15 protein-coding genes are annotated in these 19942 nt (G+C 41.2%); 5 read left to right on the top strand and 10 right to left on the bottom strand.

What is annotated here, in order from left to right; translation table 11 throughout:
- Positions 1-28 precede the first annotated feature (28 nt).
- Together QUB80_RS19160 and moeB are read left to right on the top strand one after the other, a co-directional pair.
- Positions 29-487 carry a M67 family metallopeptidase gene (locus tag QUB80_RS19160; protein WP_289791106.1) on the top strand — a complete coding sequence of 153 codons (459 nt, stop codon included), beginning with the start codon at positions 29-31 and terminating at the stop codon, positions 485-487.
- 83 nt (positions 488-570) lie between these two features.
- Complete coding sequence (moeB, locus tag QUB80_RS19155; protein ID WP_289791105.1) at positions 571-1743, top strand: molybdopterin-synthase adenylyltransferase MoeB; 1173 nt, start codon at positions 571-573, stop codon at positions 1741-1743.
- A 203-nt stretch (positions 1744-1946) separates the two neighbouring features.
- On the opposite strand, the gene QUB80_RS19150 is transcribed toward moeB, so the two are convergent.
- The gene (locus tag QUB80_RS19150) at positions 1947-3002 is read right to left on the bottom strand and encodes a DMT family transporter (RefSeq protein WP_289791104.1); all 1056 of its coding nucleotides are present in this window, start codon (positions 3000-3002) and stop codon (positions 1947-1949) included.
- A 255-nt stretch (positions 3003-3257) separates the two neighbouring features.
- Here QUB80_RS19150 and QUB80_RS19145 point away from each other — a divergent pair, with 255 nt between their 5' ends.
- A complete protein-coding gene (locus QUB80_RS19145) occupies positions 3258-3650 on the top strand; it encodes a hypothetical protein (protein ID WP_289791103.1) in 393 nt (130 codons plus the stop codon).
- 186 nt (positions 3651-3836) lie between these two features.
- Positions 3837-4574: a DUF4079 domain-containing protein gene (locus QUB80_RS19140; protein ID WP_289791102.1), complete on the top strand. Its 738-nt coding sequence runs from the start codon at positions 3837-3839 to the stop codon at positions 4572-4574.
- Positions 4575-4702: 128 nt separating this feature from the next.
- Here the strand turns inward: QUB80_RS19140 and QUB80_RS19135 are convergent, their stop codons facing one another.
- The 5 genes from QUB80_RS19135 to QUB80_RS19115 all read right to left on the bottom strand — a co-directional run bounded on the left by QUB80_RS19135 (position 4703) and on the right by QUB80_RS19115 (position 13315).
- Positions 4703-6145, bottom strand: coding sequence for a bifunctional orotidine-5'-phosphate decarboxylase/orotate phosphoribosyltransferase (locus QUB80_RS19135; protein ID WP_289791234.1), 1443 nt, complete (start codon positions 6143-6145; stop codon positions 4703-4705).
- Between the two features lie 176 nt (positions 6146-6321).
- On the bottom strand, positions 6322-7404 hold the full coding sequence (psbA, locus tag QUB80_RS19130; protein ID WP_289790652.1) for a photosystem II q(b) protein: 1083 nt from the start codon (positions 7402-7404) through the stop codon (positions 6322-6324).
- 886 nt (positions 7405-8290) lie between these two features.
- Positions 8291-9934, bottom strand: coding sequence for an acetolactate synthase large subunit (locus QUB80_RS19125; RefSeq protein WP_289791101.1), 1644 nt, complete (start codon positions 9932-9934; stop codon positions 8291-8293).
- A gap of 171 nt (positions 9935-10105) precedes the next feature.
- Positions 10106-11473, bottom strand: a complete 1368-nt coding sequence (locus tag QUB80_RS19120; RefSeq protein ID WP_289791100.1) for an NAD-dependent succinate-semialdehyde dehydrogenase — start codon at positions 11471-11473, stop codon at positions 10106-10108.
- A 231-nt stretch (positions 11474-11704) separates the two neighbouring features.
- Positions 11705-13315, bottom strand: coding sequence for an adenylate/guanylate cyclase domain-containing protein (locus tag QUB80_RS19115; protein WP_289791099.1), 1611 nt, complete (start codon positions 13313-13315; stop codon positions 11705-11707).
- A 795-nt stretch (positions 13316-14110) separates the two neighbouring features.
- On the opposite strand from QUB80_RS19115, the gene QUB80_RS19110 reads away from it, so the two are divergent.
- A complete protein-coding gene (locus tag QUB80_RS19110; protein WP_289791098.1) occupies positions 14111-15625 on the top strand; it encodes a VanZ family protein in 1515 nt (504 codons plus the stop codon).
- Positions 15626-15665: 40 nt separating this feature from the next.
- Here the strand turns inward: QUB80_RS19110 and ylqF are convergent, their stop codons facing one another.
- The 4 genes from ylqF to QUB80_RS19090 all read right to left on the bottom strand — a co-directional run bounded on the left by ylqF (position 15666) and on the right by QUB80_RS19090 (position 19923).
- Complete coding sequence (gene ylqF, locus QUB80_RS19105) at positions 15666-16547, bottom strand: ribosome biogenesis GTPase YlqF (protein WP_289791097.1); 882 nt, start codon at positions 16545-16547, stop codon at positions 15666-15668.
- A gap of 1 nt (position 16548) precedes the next feature.
- A complete protein-coding gene (locus tag QUB80_RS19100; RefSeq protein ID WP_289791096.1) occupies positions 16549-16923 on the bottom strand; it encodes a VOC family protein in 375 nt (124 codons plus the stop codon).
- Positions 16924-17380: 457 nt separating this feature from the next.
- Positions 17381-18220, bottom strand: coding sequence for a formate dehydrogenase accessory sulfurtransferase FdhD (gene fdhD, locus QUB80_RS19095; protein ID WP_289791095.1), 840 nt, complete (start codon positions 18218-18220; stop codon positions 17381-17383).
- A gap of 2 nt (positions 18221-18222) precedes the next feature.
- Entirely contained in the window at positions 18223-19923 is a 1701-nt protein-coding gene (locus QUB80_RS19090; RefSeq protein WP_289791094.1) for a DUF262 domain-containing protein, read from the bottom strand.
- Positions 19924-19942 lie beyond the last annotated feature (19 nt).

The raw sequence follows: 19942 nt of genomic DNA, 5'->3' as shown, positions 1-19942 counted from the left end.
TAGCTATTAGCCATTAGCTGTTAGCAGCATGATTAGACTTAGAAAAAAAGACTGGCAAATTATCCGCAGCCACGCTGAGAAAACCTACCCGCAAGAGTGCTGCGGTATTGTATTTGGTGAGCGAAATGATTGTGGCAAGACTGTAGTAGAAATTATGCCCACAGAAAATGCTTGGGGTACACAAGCAGTGGCAGATTTCCCAGATGAAGAAATAGTGTATGGGAGGAGGCGCAGGTACGCGATCGCACCCCAAGTTATATTACAAGCACAAAAGCAAGCACGGGAACACTCTCTCGATATAATAGGTATCTATCACTCCCATACCGACTATCCAGCGATTCCCTCAGAATTTGACCGAGAGTGCGCTTGGCAGGAATACTCATACATCATAGTTTCTGTACAAAAAGGCAAAGCGAGTGAAATGAACAGTTGGTATCTGGATGATCACCACCAGTTCCAACAAGAAGAATTAAAAATAAAAAGCTAAAAATGCAAACTTTTTACTAGGATTTCCCACTGTCTACCAATTTCCGATAGTATAAAAAGTCCCCGCTTCCTCATCGAACTGCTATGCTGAATCCAAATCTGGACGAAATCCAGTTAACAAAAGATGATTATGAACGATACTCCCGCCACCTAATTTTGCCAGAAGTTGGCGTGGAAGGGCAAAAGCGCTTAAAAGCCGCCAGTGTACTATGTATAGGAACAGGAGGGCTGGGTGCTCCATTGCTTTTGTATTTGGCAGCAGCAGGTATTGGGCGCATCGGCATTGTTGATTTCGATGTTGTCGATACTTCTAACCTGCAACGCCAAGTGATTCACGGTACTTCTTGGGTGGGAAAGCCCAAGATCGAATCGGCAAAGAATCGGATTTTGGAGATTAACCCCTACTGTCAGGTTGACCTATACGAAACACGCCTTTCATCGGAAAACGCCCTCGATATCATTAGACCTTATGATATTGTCGTGGATGGAACCGATAATTTCCCTACGCGATATTTAGTTAATGATGCTTGCGTGTTGTTAAACAAACCCAATGTTTACGGTTCTATTTTCAGGTTTGAAGGACAAGCTACAGTATTTAACTACGAGGGCGGGCCAAATTATCGTGATTTATATCCCGAACCCCCACCACCAGGAATGGTTCCCTCCTGTGCTGAAGGTGGTGTTTTGGGCATCCTACCGGGAATCATTGGTGTTATTCAAGCAACGGAAACTGTCAAAATTATTCTTGGTCAAGGTACAACTTTAAGCGGACGCCTGTTGCTTTACAATGCTCTAGAAATGAAGTTCCGTGAATTGAAGTTACGTCCTAATCCGGTACGTCCGGTGATTGAAAAATTGATAGATTACGATCAATTTTGCGGTATTCCTCAAGCAAAAGCAGAAGAGGAAAAACAGCAGATGGAAATTCTTGAAATGACAGTACACGAATTAAAGCAGTTGTTGGAAAGTAATGCTAATGATTTCGTGCTGTTGGATGTACGCAATCCCCATGAATATGAAATTGCTAAAATTCCCGGTTCAGTTTTGGTACCATTACCGGATATTGAAAACGGTGAAGGTGTTACCAAAGTCAAGGAAATTCTCAACGGACATCGTTTGGTTGTCCATTGTAAATCAGGGATGCGTTCCGCAAAAGCTTTAGGAATACTCAAGCAAGCGGGAATTGACGGTACAAATGTCAAGGGTGGAATTCTTGCCTGGAGTAAAGAAATCGATCCATCAGTGCCGCAATACTAAATTTGGTAACACTTTAATGTAGTAGATGAGTTATCTGTAAATTTATACAGATAACTCATCCATTTTATTCTTTATATTTAATAAAATAGTGTTGATAAATTTTTGTCAAAGAAGGTGAGTATGTAAAAGTCGATCAAATAATAGCAATATTACAGAGTGCGATCGCCCATAGTAGGGCAAATTTTGAGAATTAATACTCGCTTTCAGATTCCCTTAAATCCCATACCAGTCTCCACCTCTTGTTCTGCTTGAGTAGAAGTCACCTTGGAAAAAAGAACTCTGTGATACTGACGTCGAATGCCAACTTGGCTCAAGAAGATGCCAACTACAATCAGACAACCACCAATATATTGAGCTTGAGTTGGGGCTTCGCCTAAAATTAAATAAGCTGCCAGAATTCCCGTAATTGGAGTAAATGAGCCAACTAAGGAAGCCACAGACACAGTGGATGCTCTCAAACCCTTGATCCAAAATGACTGACCTACCACCACAATTACTGCCCCATACACAAGCATCCACTGCCATAGAAAAGGTGAGAGTACATCCATAAAATGAGCTGTGCCATATAAATTTAAAGCAATAAAGAAAAATATTATGGTGCCTAAGGCAGTACGAAAGATACTGTAGATTCCCAGAGGAATTTCGGAAAGTCGTCCTTTGCCAATAATTGTGGAAACTCCCAGAGCCACAGATCCTGCGACTGCCAAAATCTCCCCAATACCCACACTTAAACCACCCACATTCATCATCGCTTGTCCTTGGGGTTGAAGAATAATAGTTAGGATAACCCCGATAAACGCAACCATCGCCCCCAAAATTTCCCAAAGATTAACCCGTTCCTTCAACAACCAGACCGATAAAATCAGAGTCAGGGGTGGTTCCAAGCGTCCCACCAGAACGACATTGTTGACTTTGGTTAACGCTAATGCTTGGAAAATCAAACCAGGAGCCACTGCTCCAGATAAAATCGCTACTGCCACAAGAGCAATCCAATCCTGCAAAGACAGTTGCTGCAAAGTCTTAAGGTTCCACTGTCGCCAGTAGATTGGGAGCAAAACAATTAAGGCGCACAGGTTTCCCACAAACAAAACATTACACAGAGAGATTGGATTGCGACCACCTATAAAGTTTTGAGCACCAATTTCTGTCAGCTTCCGGGTAACTGCATTAGATGCGCCAAAAATCATGATTGCTAGCCAAAGATAAATTTGTCCCGGAATTGTGTGGATTAGACGATGCCTTCTTTTGTGTCTGGTCACAAATAACACTACTGTCATGAAAGCGCTGCCAACCATCTTAAGCTTTCCTCATTAAGTTAGAGTGAGGTGAAGCTGAGATATTGCTGAAAACAGTCTCAAACCTAATATAATTCCCTATTCTGAGAAAATGCTGAATTTGGATTGAATTTACTCCAAGGATATTTTCAGAAAACTCATAGCTTAGTTTCAATAAGCTCTCACTATCAACTGAGATACTTTGCACAGTGTGGATAACTCAAAGATTAGGAGTAACAAATGAAACTCATTCCGGCAGTAATTACAAGTGTTGCCTTAGTTAGTATATTCACTATTTGGGATGGCGCGCTTAAAGCTGTCAATCCTGCACTAGTGCAAGCATCAGCCCAAGAAATAAAACAAGACATGAAAGATGTCACAGGTTTGACTACTCAACAAAAAATTGACACACTCATCAAAAGTAAGGGACAGTTCGGTAGTGGTGACCAAATGCGGCGTTACTTTTTTGGTGACCTTGAGCCGATCGCCGTACAACCCGGTGGTGCAGGAATGGTAGTCAACCTATACAACAAAGCCAACAATGTTACGATTTCCTACTGTGTCACCTACGACGTGGTAGTTGCACTTAAGAAAGGCAAAATTACTGCGTTTGCACCTAATGAAGTTAAGTAATTATAGGTAGCAAAACTTATATAACTTGCATTACTTGCATTTAAAATTTATAGGTCAGGCATATCTCCCAATCAAAGTAAGATGCCTGTTCTATTCTTACTAATCTACGTATAAATTCGGCAGTTTTTATTTTTTGAAGTATTTAGTAGCACGTCAAAAATATTCTCTTCACAACAGAGGTCTACTATGGAATTTAGAGATGCGATTTTGCTGTTGCATCCAGCGATCGCTGTGCTTGTAGTCTTCCCTTTCATCGGTGTCGTTGTCAACCGCGCTTTACAAACTCGTCAACGCCGATTGGAGATTAAAATGACAGGTAAGAGTAAAATTCCCGCAGTTGTAGGGCAAGAACACGTTCAGTTAGGTCGCTGGCTCACGGGAGCAGTAGTAGGTATTGTTCTATTAGCTTTGGCTAACGATATTTTCAGTCATATTTTAGATCATCAACTTTGGATGACAGCACTATTCCAAGTCATCTTTATCGCACTATTATTTGCAGCTACTATTGCTTCGATAGTTCTACTTTATAAAGCTAAGGAACGAAAATGGCGTGCTATATTTGCAACCTTAACAGGAATGGGTTTAGTACTGCTTGGTTGTCAAGATGGTGTTTACCGCAAAACTGATCAGTGGTACATTTCCCACTATTACTATGGATTAACCGCTGCTTTTTTGATGATTTTTTCTCTAGCAATCTTGCCAGAAATATATAAGGATAGAAGCAATTTTTGGCGCAAGATTCACATCACTTTAAATTGTATTGCCCTACTAATTTTTATGGGACAAGGAATTACCGGGACGCGATCATTGTTAGAAGTTCCCCTCAGTTGGCAGGAACATTATATTCAGCAGCTTTATGAGCAAAAGTGTGATACAAGAAATTGCACAATCCAGGCTCCTTCTCTACCTCAAAAGCCTTTATAGTTTTGCCATCATAATTAGCGTTTTTAGATTAAGTTTAATACGATTTTGAATTTTGAAACACTTATTAAATAAACGTTTCAGATTTCCATCTGCCCTTAATCATTTTTCAAATTGTTCATAGCAAATACTTAATGAACCTGAGCTAGCATCTGAAATTGTTCCTTATTGATGCGCCCTGCTTGGTATAGCGTTTCTGTAATTTCAGAAATTGTCAGCACCGAATGCGCCCGGTAGCCATTATCCTGCAATCTGTCTTTAACTCCTTTTTCATGATCCAGAAACACCACAATGTCCTGTACGCGTAAGCCAACAGATTTGATTTTTTCTGCCCCTTCCATTGCGCTTTTACCGCTAATTAGAATATCATCTACGACTACGATTGTTTCTCCTGGCTGATAGTTTCCCTCAATCACTCGTCGTGTTCCATGGGCTTTGACTTCTTTGCGCGGAAAAATCATTGGGTAATTTAAATGTAGCGCCAGCCCCGTGGCAGTTGGTAAAGAGCCGTAAGGAATACCAGCAATTCGATCAAAGCTAAGTTCTTTGAGAATCTCGGCATAAGCATTCAAAATTTTATGAAAGATTTGGGGATTAGAAATAATTTTGCGCAGATCAATGTAATAAGGGAATGTGTCTCCCGAAGCTTGGACAAAGTTACCAAATAGAATGCAGCCGATGTCGTAGAGCTGCAAAATCAAGTCTAGATGAGGGTGTCCGTTCAACGTACAAACATTAGATAGCCACAAATCACAGGTGGAACCAGAGAAAGTAATTTGGCTTCTGGTTTGATTCACTTTTTCACGCAGAGATCTAATTAGCTGTGCTGGTTCTTCAAGGCTTAACCAATCTTGGGGAATAGGAATAATTAAACCTTCGCTGTTGCCATCTAGTCCAGATCTCAAAATTTGACTCAAGTCTGTGCTTTCTTGCCAGATGCTTCGAGACATGATCAGCCGTTCGGGAGCGAGCGATCGCACTTTTGCTAAGACTTCTGGTTCTGTTGTGCCAACTTCCAGCCCCAATTGCTCTGGAGTACCCCAATTTCTGGCTTCTTTGACAACTTGTAAATAGAGCGGAGAATCTGATGTCGGATATTTCTGCAACTTACCTGCTGCCGGATTAGACGTACAACACAACACAAAAACTGCTTTGCCCGGATAAACCAAAAATGGGGCTACGTGATCTTGTCCAACGTAAGGATTAAGGGTAACAGCATCTACTTGCCACTGTTCAAAGACTATTCGAGCAAAGAGAGTACTGGTGTTTAAGTCACTATGTTTGGCATCTAAAATGACTGGGATATGAGATGGAATTGCTGCGAGTGTTTGTTGCAGAAGTTCTATTCCTGGCGCACCTAGCGCTTCATAAAACCCAAGAGTAGGCTTGTAGGCACAGACAAGATCAGCTGTTTGTGCGATCGCAAATTGTAGCCAGTCACGTAAACTTTGGATGATGTCATCTTCTCGACTGTTATAGTGGCTAGGCATCATCTCTGGATTGGGGTCAAGTCCCACAAACAGAAAGCTCTGGTTTTGGGCGATCGCCGCTTCTAACTTGTTAAAGAAGCTCATCACTATTTTCTCCAGGGATGAACACAGCCTATTGTTTTTTCAATCTTGAACTAAAGAGGAGAATTTTTGTTTGATTTTGACAAAAAAATATAATTTCAGACTAGTACTCTTAAAACTAAAAAGCGCCCCTCCTTATGGAGAGGCGCTCGATTATCTATCTAGACAGGGTGAGAAAATTAACCGTTGATAGCAGGAGCGCTGATAGCAACAGGGGCAGATTCAGCAGCAGCCAAATCGAGAGGGAAGTTGTGAGCATTGCGCTCGTGCATGACTTCCATACCCAAGTTAGCGCGGTTGATGATGTCAGCCCAGGTGTTGATGACGTGACCTTGGGAATCAATCACAGACTGGTTGAAGTTGAAACCATTCAGGTTGAATGCCATGGTGCTGATGCCCAGAGCGGTGAACCAGATTCCAATTACAGGCCAAGCTGCCAAGAAGAAGTGCAAGCTGCGGCTGTTGTTGAAAGAAGCGTATTGGAAAATCAAGCGACCGAAGTAACCGTGAGCAGCTACGATGTTGTAGGTTTCTTCTTCCTGACCGAACTTGTAACCGTAGTTTTGAGATTCGGTTTCGGTGGTTTCACGTACCAGAGAAGAGGTTACCAAACTTCCGTGCATTGCGCTGAACAAGCTACCACCGAATACACCTGCTACACCTAGTTGGTGGAAGGGGTGCATGAGGATGTTGTGCTCGGCTTGGAATACCAACATGAAGTTGAAGGTTCCAGAGATACCCAAAGGCATTCCGTCTGAGAAGGAGCCTTGTCCTAAGGGGTAGATCAAGAAGACTGCGGTTGCTGCTGCGACTGGTGCAGAGTAAGCTACGGCAATCCAAGGACGCATTCCTAAGCGGTAGCTCAGTTCCCACTCACGACCGAGGTAGCAGAATACGCCGATCAAGAAGTGGAAGATTACCAACTGGTAAGGACCACCATTGTACAACCACTCGTCTAAGGATGCTGCTTCCCAAATTGGGTAGAAGTGCAAACCAATGGCGTTGGAGGAAGGTACTACTGCACCGGAGATGATGTTGTTTCCGTACATTAAGGAGCCTGCTACTGGCTCGCGGATGCCATCGATGTCTACTGGTGGTGCTGCGATGAAGGCGATGATGAAGCAGGTTGTTGCTGCGAGGAGGGTTGGAATCATCAGTACGCCGAACCAGCCGATGTATAGGCGGTTTTCGGTGCTGGTGATGAATTCACAGAACTGCTCCCATATGTTGGCGCTTTTGCGCTGTTGTAGGGTTGCTGTCATGATTCTATGAGTGCGATGATTTTTTGATTTATGAATCAGGCGCTTGTTTGTTTGCCTGTGAGTATCACTTTACATTAGTTTACAAAAGTTAATCAAGATGTTTAAGTTTTGTAAAACTAATAAATGTTATAAGTTTTACTAATTTAAAAATAAAAAGCGTAACAAATAATACTGATTATTAAACAGATGCATTGATACAACCCAAACATACCAAAGCGATTCCCAATCCAAAATCCAAAATGGTATTACATCTTGCACTTCTACCAAGAGCCTGGAGGCAAAGCCTCGAAATCCTCGTTACCGAGTTCAATATGGTAACGAGAACTAAGTACTCTGGCTCTGTTAATCAATTACAAGATACGAATGTCTAACTAATACTAATTCTCCAAAAGGCGGTTACAGATAATGACGCGGTGAGCCACTGCGGTGGTGAGCCAGCGCTCTTGGTAGGGTTTCCAACGGACAGTTCCTACAACGGGGGAGACCCTCCGAAGTCGCCCCAACAGGGGGCTTTGGGGCCCCCACGGAGTGGGGTTGGGGGGAACCCCCGCACGGCGCTTCTCTGGGCAACGGACTGTCCTCCTCCACAGGTGACTGGTGAAAGGGTCTCCCGGCATAAAGGAACTGACGAACCCGAAGGGCTTCAAGGTAGAGCACCCGAAGGGGGATGCCCAGACAACCAGACGCGGAGATTGATGTATAGTAAAATTTTAGAGAATTGGTATAACGCGGCTACGCACTAGCAACAAAGGGTAAATGACTATTGACTAATGAATAAGACGGCGAGTGAATTAATCCCATTCGTAGAATTAATGGGTTTTCTCGCCGTCTTTTTAGAATGGATGTAGTGGATTCCTTACACCCTTAAATTTAGATCATTTGTTGCCTACAATGCACAATTCAACTCACCAGCTTTTTGTGTAAAACGAATATTTTCTCGATAGTCTACAGGACAATCGATGACTGCTGGAACATCTTGAGCGAGGGCTTCTTTAAGAATGGGAACTAAATCGGTAGCAGCTTCTACGCGGTAACCCTTTAAACCCATACTTTCAGCAAACTTGACAAAATCGGGATTGCCAAAATGCACGAAGGATGAGTTACCTTTACCAAATTGATTTTCCTGTTTCCACTCGATTAAGCCATACCCACCATCATTAAAAATTAAGGTGACAAAGGCAGTACCAACACGTAAAGCAGTTTCTAATTCCTGGCAATTCATCATAAAGCCACCATCGCCAGTTGCAGCTACAACTTTGCGATCAGGATAAACCAATTTGGCTGCGATCGCGCCGGGAATGGCAATACCCATTGCTGCAAATCCATTAGAAATAATACAAGTATTGGGACTATAACAATGATAGTGACGGGCTATCCACATTTTGTGAGCGCCTACATCAGAAATCACGATATCTTCCGGGCCCATGACTTGCCGCAAGTCGTAAATTAATTTTTGCGGCTTAATGGGAAAATCACCATCATTTGAATATTGTTCGTAATCACCGCGAATATTTGACCGTAGGCTGATGGCATAGGGATTTGATTTTCCTTGGCGATCTGCTACCTTTAAAATTTCATAGAGAGAATCAGAAATATCTCCTACTACTTCTACATTAGGAATATAACTACTATCAATTTCTGCTGGGGTAGCAGCAATGTGGACAATCGGAATCTTGCCATCGGGATTCCATCTTTTTGGAGAAAATTCAATCAAATCATAGCCAATAGCAATTACTAAATCGGTATTATCAAAGCCACAAGTAATAAAGTCGCGCTGCTGCAATCCTACCGCCCATAAAGCTAAAGGATGAGTATAGGGAATCACACCTTTGCCCATGAAAGTATTGGCAACCGGCATATTTAGCTGAGTGGCAAATTGGGTAACAGCGTCACTAGCTTGAGCGCGAATCGCACCATTTCCTACTAAAATAATTGGGTTAACAGCTTGGGAAATTATTGCAGCAGCCGATCTAATACTGGCAAAAGAGGCATAAGTCTTTTCGACATTGTGCTTGTGTAAAGGTTTGCCTTCTACAAGCATGGCAGCAATATTTTCTGGTAAGTCAATGTGAACTGCGCCTGGTTTTTCGCTTTGTGCCAGCTTAAATGCTTTGCGTACAACTTCGGGTGTAATACTCGGCCTAACAATTTGTTTGTTCCATTTTGTTACCGGGGCAAACATTGCCACCAAATCTAAATATTGATGGGATTCGATGTGCATTCGATCTGTTCCGACTTGCCCAGTAATTGCTACTAATGGCGCACGATCAAGGTTAGCATCCGCTACCCCTGTCATCAAGTTTGTAGCTCCCGGCCCTAATGTTGAAAGACAAACTCCTGCTTTCCCGGTGAGGCGTCCATAGACATCCGCCATGAATGCCGCACCTTGTTCGTGGCGGGTGGTAATAAATTGAACCGAAGAGTGTTTAAGCGCTTCTAAAACGTGCAGGTTCTCTTCGCCAGGGAGTCCGAAAACATATTCTACCCCTTCATTTTCTAAACATTGTACTAATAATTCTGCTGTATTCATTTAATAAATTCCTCAGTAGCGACAACTAGGGACTAGGGGCTGGGGACTAGGGACTAGGAAGTAAGCAGGGAAGGGGAAGGCAAGGAGAAAATCTTTCTTTGCGTCCCCGTGTCTTTTTGTCCCCGCGTCTTTCTTCTTCCCAATCCCCAATCACCAGTCCCCAATACCCCATTACTTAACCCACACCGTTTTAATATTGACGAATTCATGGATACCGTGGATACCCAATTCCCTGCCATACCCAGAACGCTTAATGCCGCCAAAGGAAATGCGTGGATCGGATTTAACCATGCCGTTGATAAATACGGCACCTGCTTCGATTTCGTCTATTAAACGCTGTTGTTCTTGGGAGTTGGTAGTCCAAGCGCTTGCACCTAAGCCAAAGGGTGTGGCATTTGCTAGTTTAATAGCCTCATCAAGGTTGGGTATACGGAATAACAACGCCACTGGGCCAAAAAATTCTTCTTGGGCGATCGCGCTGTCGGGAGAAAGCTCAGTAACTATTGTTGGTGGATAGAAGTTACCGGGATGATCTGCTAAAGCTTCTCCACCGATGAGAATTTTTGCTCCGGATTTGACACAGGTTTGTACTTGTTGGTCTAAATCATGGAGAATGCTAGGTGTTGCCAGTGGCCCGATATCGGTGTCTGGTTGCATAGGATCGCCAATTTTCAGCGCTTGGTATTTTTCTAGCAGTAGTTTTTCAAATTTATCTGCGATCGCTTCTTGGACAATAAAACGTTTCGCTGCAATACAAGATTGCCCGTTATTGAGCATTCGCGCTGTAGTGGCTGTGGCAACTGCTGCTTCTAAGTCAGCACTTTCTAACACGATAAATGGATCGCTGCCTCCCAATTCTAGAACTGTTTTCTTAATTTGTTTTCCTGCTGCTGCTGCTAAACTTGCGCCTGCTAGTTCGCTGCCGGTTAAAGTAGCAGCTTTAATGCGCTCATCAGTAATTAAATCAGCAATTTTATCAGCACCTATTAATAAAGTTTGAAATACGCCTTGGGGAAAACCAGCACCTTGGATAATTTCCTCTATTGCCAAGGCACACTGCGGCACATTGGAGGCGTGTTTGAGCAAACCAACATTTCCTGCCATTAATGCGGGTGCAACAAAGCGGAATACTTGCCAGAAGGGAAAATTCCAAGGCATAATCGCGAGAATCACACCTAGTGGCTGGTACTTAATAAAGCTTTTACTAGCATCGGTTTCTACATAGACATCAGCAAGAAATTGGGCAGCGTGTTCAGCGTAGTAACGACAAACCCAGGCACACTTTTCGACTTCAGCGATCGCGCTATTGTAAGTCTTGCCCATTTCCAGCGTCATGATTTTGGCAAAGTCTGCCTTTTGTTGCTCCAAAATTTCAGCAGCTTTTTGCATCCAGCCCGATTTTTGTTGAAAACTGGTTTTGCGGTAATGCTCAAAAGCCTGTTGTGCTAAATCGAGTTTAGTTGCTATTTCTTGGTCTTTGTGCGGCTCAAAGGTTTTGAGCAACTCCCCTGTAGCGGGATTAGTAGTGGCGATACCCATTGCCTATCCTCCCGTTATAAAGATAGCTTGCGGTAGCTTAATGGTGATAACACATTCCAGGAGTAAGCTACCACCCAATTCTAGACTTTCAGAACAGGCTTATTTTTCAGTTGTTAATCTTTCGCAAAATAAATGCAATCAAAGATACAAATAAGTAAGTAAATATATTGATTAGTCATTTGTCAATAGTCATTGGTCATTAGTAAAGGACAGAGGACTAATGACTATTAACTATGAATGCAACTTAGTCTGATAAACCTTAACTAATCTATTTATACCTTTAAAACTATAATCTCCCATCTCCTGGAAGTATGAAGGTTGAGAAAGCATTTTGTAGGTGGCTTCACTTACAACACACTCTCCGGGAGGGCAAACCGCTTCCATGCGAGCTGCTAGATTAATTGTTGCACCTAAGGCAGTATAGTCTACCCTTTGCGAACAACCGACATCTCCAACAACAGCCTTGCCGCTATTAATTGCGATTCTCAACTGTAAGGGTTCTTGCCAAAAGTTGCTGGCATTGAGATATTCAAGACGAGTAAGCATACGCATAGCGACGGCAACAGCGCGATCAGCGTGATCCGGTTGCGGTTCGGGAGCGCCAAAGAATGTCATAATGCAATCGCCAATATATTTATCTAGAGTGCCACCGTAGGCAAATACCTCTTGCAGCATCTCCTCAAATAAATTATTTAGTAATTCGGCAATTTGAGTAGCGCTGAAACGTTCGGAGATAGCAGTAAAACCAACAATATCGGCAAATAAAATACTAATTTCACTTTCGCGTGGAGGCAAGCGCCCATCAGGTAATGCTCCCACAGCTATCAGCTGCTGTACGACTGCTGGAGAGTGGTAGCGCTCTAATCGATGGCGAATTACTTCTTCGCTTCTAAGTTTTTCTGCCAAGAGCCAACGTTGAACACTAGAAGCCACAATATTTGCCAAAGCTGAGAAAAAGCTGAGTTCTTCTTCGCCTTCTTTAGCCCAATGATAAGAAGAAAGATGGGCATCGGCATAGAGTACGCCAACCACTTTATTTTCATCCCACAAAGGCACTGCCATTGCACTACGAATGCCTTTTACCAAAATACTTTGTTCTCCGGCAAAACGTTCATCATACAAGGCATCAGCAATTTGAATGGCAACTTTTTCCTCGAATACCTTTTGACAGATACTACGACTAATCCAACTGCCATCATTCGGTAGATATTCATGCTGAGTAGTATTTCTAGTGGCAGAATTGAGCAATTCTAGTTTGTCGCCACCACTGACATCAATTAACAATGCTAGGCGATCAATACTGGTTAAGTAACGAAAGACTACTTCTTGCACTTGGGAGAAAATTTCTTCTATGGATGCAGCAGCACAGAGATTCTTTGCTATATCTACTAAATCTTTGAGGCGAGCGATACTTTTGTCTTTGTTGCTGATATCACCATTATGGCTGTCAGCCTGTATCCATTGCTCTTGTAATTGTTTAACATTACGAAGAATAGTTCTATGTTCTCCTGTGTCAACTTGCTTGGGCATCACCGTTGCCGCAGGCTCTCCTAACAACACCAAAACATTCACATCTCCCAACCAAATCATGTCTCCGTTACGAACCTGTTGCGGAGTAGTCACCAGGCGATCATTTAATTGCGTGCCGTTTTTACTGCCCATATCCTCAATCATCCATTCCCCGGCAACAGTTTTTACCAAACGAGCATGCCAACGGGACACTCCTCCGAAAGGTAAGTATAAATCACATTCTGGCAACCGACCTATAGTAAAAACATTTTGGTTAACTGTTACCGTTCTTTCTGTCTTTCCCTCTTGTATACGCAGTTTGAGTTCAGTCATGGTTGTGATCGATCCATCCTGGAAGCTGGAGAAGCAAGCATATATGACACATAAGGATATGCCAAGATTTGACCCTTATTCTTTATGGCACTGTGCAAGTCATTACGACAACTCTCAGTTATAAATATCAGACTTGATTTTACTGAAGCGATCGCTCAATTTACCCCAAACAACCAGCGTAAATTTCAGACTTGCAACAACTTTAGCGTTAGATAACATTTTTAACAGTCTATTAACCATCTAGTAACTACATATTTTAACAGCTTACTTAACTGACAGAGTAAAAAATTTTCAAAAATATCTAAGTAATGGTAGTGAGGGGATCTCTCATATTTCATATTTGAGATGGGTAGAGCGATCGCCTAATGAATCTCCGTATAAGTTAAATTAGACACAGATATTTTTTGGGTAAAAGTTAAGTGCTGTCAGAATTGCCGGAGCACAAAGCTCCGTCTGTGGTTGGATTTGGATATAGAGTTCTGTTGTCGTGCTAATTAAAGATTTCTCTTGCAAAAATTTAGTAACTCAGCGTGAAAAGCATAAGTATATATACGAAAATATATTAAAACTTATGTATTACAAACTACTAAAACAATTTAGTTATCAAAGTATTTGTTTACTTTCTTTACAAGAGCTTTACGAATTATTTACATTTTCTATACCCTAATCATCTCCCAATGAAAAATACTTAGAAAATGCGTGTATTTTTCTTAGTTAGCCATTAGTAACATTTAATACCGTAACTTAAGTTGTCATCAATAATAGAAATTTTAAGGTAAAAAGCAAGTAGCTCTTATGACAAGAAAATGGATTTCTCAAATAAATAATAATTCACTCTTGCAAAGGAATTCTATATTTTTTGCTCTTAGTATATTAGTAATATTGGTAGCTACGCTGTATCCATTTGATTTTACATTTCCAGAAAATTTTTCTATCAAATATTTAACTTATAGTTTTCATAACCACAGTCCTTTAAAAGACAAGGTAGAAAATGTTTTATTGTTTATGCCTTTAGGGTTCTTTTGCACTAGTTTATTGCAAAAAAGAAGGATACAATTAATAGTTGAAATTTTAACAGTTATATTTTTGAGTACAGGATTATCAACGACTGTTGAGGTACTGCAAGCTTTTTTACCGCTTAGAACATCTACTCCTGATGATATTATTCATAATACTATCGGTGGTTTTGCTGGTTGGCTATTTTTTAATTGGTTAATTTCTCGAAGATTTGCATATAGATTAATACGAATTGAGAACAGTACAAGTCATCAAACTTTTAAAAAAGTACCAGTATTTTTAATTGGCTATATAATACTAACTTTCCTTACTATATCCTTCTGGCAAAGTACAACTTATTTAAGTAATTGGAATCCAACTTATCCACTAATAATTGGAAATGAGCTAACAGAAAATAGAGCTTGGAAAGGTTATGTATCCGAAGTTATTATTGCTGACCGAGCTATTGATACAGTTGAGGTTAGTCGGGTATTAACTGATAAAAATTATTTTAACGATATCAAAGATTCTCTCCTGGCGTATTACAAGTTAGATGATACATCTAATTATTCTAATTATAAAGACCAAAGTGGAAATATGCCTAAGTTGGTTTGGCGTGGTCAACCTTCAGAAGCTCAGGAAGGGAAGGGAGTTTTTGTAAGTTCTAATAATTGGTTGAAAACAGCAACTCCTGTTTACCAGTTGAATAAAAGAATATCTAAAACTTCTGAATTTACAATCAGTACTACTATAGCTACTTCTAATCTAAATCAAACTGGGCCTGCTCGCATTGTCTCAATTTCTGACAATCCTGTGAATCGTAATTTTACCTTAGGGCAGGAAGGAACAACTTTAAATATAAGAGTTAGAACACCAGCTAGTGGAACCAATGGAAGTGATATACAAATGAATATTCCTGGTGTTTTTGCAGATAATAAGCCACATCACATCCTTATCACTTACTCTCAAGCTAATCTCCAAGTATATGTGGATAACTTAGAAAATTCTTATTCACTCAATTTTCTGCAATTGATGCCGATACAGTATCGATTATTTTTTTATTTACTAACCTTTATACCTTTAGGAATTTATTTAACGCTCCTCACTCTTTTCGTCAAAAAAAGGCAAATTATTCATCGCTGGTTGATTGTATTTGGTATTTTATTACCCTCTGTGATGCTGGAAGCTAGTTTAGTAAGTGATAACGGCAAGGACGTTAGCTTGAGAAATATCTTAATCGGTATATTGTTTATGGCAGTTACAGTTTTGATTTTGAGAATCAGAGCCGCAGTGTTAGTGAAAAAAGTAGCCTGAGATTGCGTGATTAAATCAGGCTCTAACTAAATCTAGTGGTTCACTGTGGTGGTAATTCTAAGGGAATTGTGCCTAACAATCCTTTACGAAAATCTGTTAATAGTTGGCTTGCAGTTCGTTCGACATCACCTTGGTTGCGAAGTTCTGCTAGGGCGTGTAAGTATGACTCACCTGTATAGGATGTAGAGTCAAGTTCGTAGCGCGATCGCAAAGGGCAATCTGGTAAAACATTGCCTGCTGTAGCATACAGATGATTCAGTATATCTACAAATGCTGCTGCTACCAGTTGTTTGTCATAAGCTGCTTCGCCAATATCGTCACATATAGCTAATTTCAATGCTGCTTCTTGCTCTTCTAATTTGGCAGGAATTACACCAGGAGCATCAAGCAATTCCAAATCCTGGGAAATGCGCACCCAACGCAATTGGCGAGTCACCCCAGGGCGAGCGGCACTTTCCACTACTCGTCGCCCTACCAAACGGTTAATTAAAGCTGACTTACCGACATTGGGAAAACCAATTACCACAGCGCGAACAGGGCGTGGTAACATTCCGCGACTTTTCCGCCGTTGATTAACCGCCACTCCGGCAGCTTGTGCCGCCTTTGACACAGCCGCTACTCCTTGCCCTTGTTGGGCATTAGTAAAATAAGGCTCTTCAGCTTGGCTTTTAAACCAGTTAATCCACAACTGCCGTACTTGCACAGAAACCATATCTAAGCGATTTAACACCAACACCCGTGCTTTACTCCCCACCCACTCAGGTACTTGGGGATGACGTGTAGATAGGGGAATGCGGGCATCTCTGACTTCTAGTACCACATCTACTGATTTGAGCTGTTCTTTGAGGTTCTTTTCAGCTTTAGCAATATGGCCAGGATACCACTGTATGAGATTTAGTTTATAGTTTTGATTTATACCCATTTCAATTCTTAGATTGATGTAGAATCAAACGATTACCATCGGGATCGTAAGCATAAATTTCCTTGCCGTGGGAAGCGACGATAATTTCTCCTGGTGGGGGATATCCTAATAAATTTAGGTGAGCGATCGCATTTTCCAAGTCACTCACCTCTAAACATAAACTCATCTTACTTCTAACTGAGTTCTCAAATTCAGAAGAGTTGGTTTGTTTCGGTTTAAAAATTCCTAGTTTTAAACCAGGAAGTTGAAATTCAGCATAGACATTGGAAATCAGAGTTACTGGCTCAAAACCCAGCAATTTTGTATAGAACACCACTAAGGTTTCAATATTAATCGATGCCAGAGTGACGATTGCGTCGGTGCATTGGAAAAGCATATATAGGGGATAGGGGAAAGAAAAGAAGCAAAGGGGAAGGGGCAAGCAAGGTGCAGGGGGAAGAACTATCTCCTTTGCTCCCCTGTCTCTTCTGTTCCCTGTAACCTGTTACCTACTAAAGGGCTGTTGAGATGGGTTGGTGTTGTAGATCCCGCTTTGGATCGCCTAACTCACGCCAATTTGCTGCAAACTCTAGCAAAATACCATCAGGATCGAAGCGCCAAGAAATAAATTTCTTGGCTAATAGCTAAAGTCAGATAAATCTGACTACAAAAATATTTGAGTCCGTTTTAACGGACTTATGCTCTCAGACAGATAATTTATTCTCTGGCGGAAATTGGTTAGGTACAATATATCAGTTCTCCTATCTAGTTTTTGGAAATCAGCATTTTATGTTTAATTTTGTCTACCTAATTCAATTTACTTGTCTAAGAAAAAATTTGTATCCTGAATTTTGTTATGGTTGAATGATTCTCTCTAATCCAGAGTACACATTAAATCTTTCTCCCCGCAAAAATCCTATTAAGGTAATTCCGAATTCTTCAGCTACAGACACCGCTAAACTACTGGGAGCAGAAACAGCGCACACAATTGGCACTCCAGCAACCGCACACTTTTGGACAATTTCAAAACTAGAACGTCCGCTCACCATGACAATGCGATCGCTCAACGGTAATTGCTCAGACAACAGCGCCGTACCTATTAGTTTATCAAGGGCGTTATGACGTCCAACATCCTCCCGCAGCATCAACAATCCTCCTTGGGAGTCAAACAGAGCCGCAGCGTGCAAACCTCCTGTGGCATTAAATACACCTTGAGCCGCCCGCAGTTTATCGGGTAGGCTGTAGATAATTTCTGGCGTCACCTTTGGTTCTGGGGGAATAAGCGCACAACCCCGTATACGCAAAGTCTCTAAGCTTGCCTTACCACAAACCCCACAGGCACTCGTAGTGTAAAAATGACGTTCCAAAGGCTGTAAGTCTAGTTCTAAATCTGCTTGGAGTTCTACATTGACAATGTTATATAGTTGCTCGCCATCTATTTCCGGATCTACGCAGTAGCTCAAACGTTGAATATCTTGCCGAGAGCTAATTACACCTTCTGTATAGAGGAAACCAGCAGCAAGTTCAAAATCTGCTCCTGGAGTTCGCATCGTCACAGCTAAGGTACGACGTGGAGATACAAGGCGAATTTCTAACGGTTCTTCTGTGGTGAGATAGTCTCGGCGCGATCGCATTTTGCCATTTTCCAATACCCAAATCTTAGTTTGAGTTTTACTGCCTACAGGTTTGTTCATGGTTAAAGGAAATCTGATTTCCAAATGTGAACGGCACGTTGTGCCAGATATCTATGACGTGTAGCGATCGCATCCGGCGTCCACTCTTCAGCCGTAATTCTTCTTGTGAGAGTATAAACACACTGCTGATATATTTCTTTTTTAGTCTGATAGTTCTTTTGTCCAATGTCCCGATTGAAAGAGGGTTCCAGAAGTGTTAAATTGCCGAGGCGATAAACCATTTCCTCTATTTGAGCATCAGTAAAGATTTGCCGCCAGTCATTTGTTGGTGCTTCAGGCAAGATATGCTCTATGGAGAAACTATCTTCATCAATTTGTTTGCCACCAGCATCTGCTTCTAATTTACAAAGGATGTACCTAATCAGTTTACGCTTTTGACCTTTTGTAGCGATTGAGAGTAGGGAAAAGTCCTGTTGAAATTTTTCATCTTTGACATAGACTGGTCTAAGCTTATTAAAAACCTGTCTTGGATTAGTTATGTTTTCATTTGCAATATCGGTTGCAACTTCATTGTAGAATGACTCTAGTTCATTAGGATTTAAGCTGCTAATAATAATATAGCGGAAAGAAATCGTGACTAAAAGTTTGAGCAAGCGAGTAAAATCTTCAGTAAAAAATTTCTGATAAGCAGCAAATAGAGTTGGATAAACCTGCTTGACTCGAAAGAGATTTAACTCTCTAATATATGGTTGATTCTGTGGGGTATCACGCCAGAATTCATCATTTGGATTACCAAGCGCTACAAATAGACCACTAAAATTTTCAAGTTGGTCAAGTAAGTCAAAAGCTTGTATAGTATCTTTAACAGATTCTCGAACTATTTTAAATAAGCGCTCTCGTCGCACTCTCGGATGCTTGAGGTTAAGATAATAGCGAAGAAATTCGGGGAACTTCTCCATTTGAACTGTATTGATAATGCGTCTCCATTGACGTTGTGCTTCCTGTAAATAGTCTGGCCCTTGAAAAAGCGAAAATAGATAATTCTTCAATAGATCGGTGGAAGTTAGCTCTAAGCCTCTAGCATTTAATGTCTCGAAGACAGTATAAGCATTGAGTTCGTCTTCAACAGTAATTTGGATGAAAAGTAACCTTTGAGCAACAGTATCTATTAGAAATGTAGCAAGCTTTTCGCCATCTTGAATAACTTCAGGTAGTTCTTCTAATTGTCTGGAGAAGTATTCAAAAGCTTGCCAAAGTAGTTGATTTGATTTCGATAGAGAACGAATGTTTAATGGTTTTCTAAGATTGACTAAATTACTTTGATAAAAATTATTGTTATTTTCATTTAGAATAAGTTTACTAGAATAACGAAGAGAACGTGGATCTCTATCCCCTAAATAAGTACGCTTTAGTATTTCTTGTCGCTCTTTGTTTGCTTCGGGTTCAACCTTTTGCTCTACGAATTGGTGGATTTTTTCAATTACAGCAACGGCAATGATGCTGAGAGTAGCCAATCGCTGCTGGCCGTCAATGATTGTAAACTCTTTATCAGTAGTGCTGGAGCTTTGTAGAACAATTGCTTCCATATAATGGCTAACACTAATGTGATTATGCAGTATTAAAATATCTTGCCAGAGATCCTCCCAATTCTCTTCCGTCCAGGAATAATCACGTTGGAAAGGTGGTACCCTATAGATTTTTCCATTACCGATCAAGTCACCGAAGCTAGTTGTACGAGTGTCCAGTAGGTTAATGCGAGCCATAGAAGATTAAGCTATTATT

The organism is Chlorogloeopsis sp. ULAP01 (assembly GCF_030381805.1).
GTDB lineage: Bacteria > Cyanobacteriota > Cyanobacteriia > Cyanobacteriales > Nostocaceae > Chlorogloeopsis.
The sequence above is the reverse complement of the archived record's forward strand: the minus strand, read 5'-3'. Positions and strand labels throughout refer to the sequence as shown.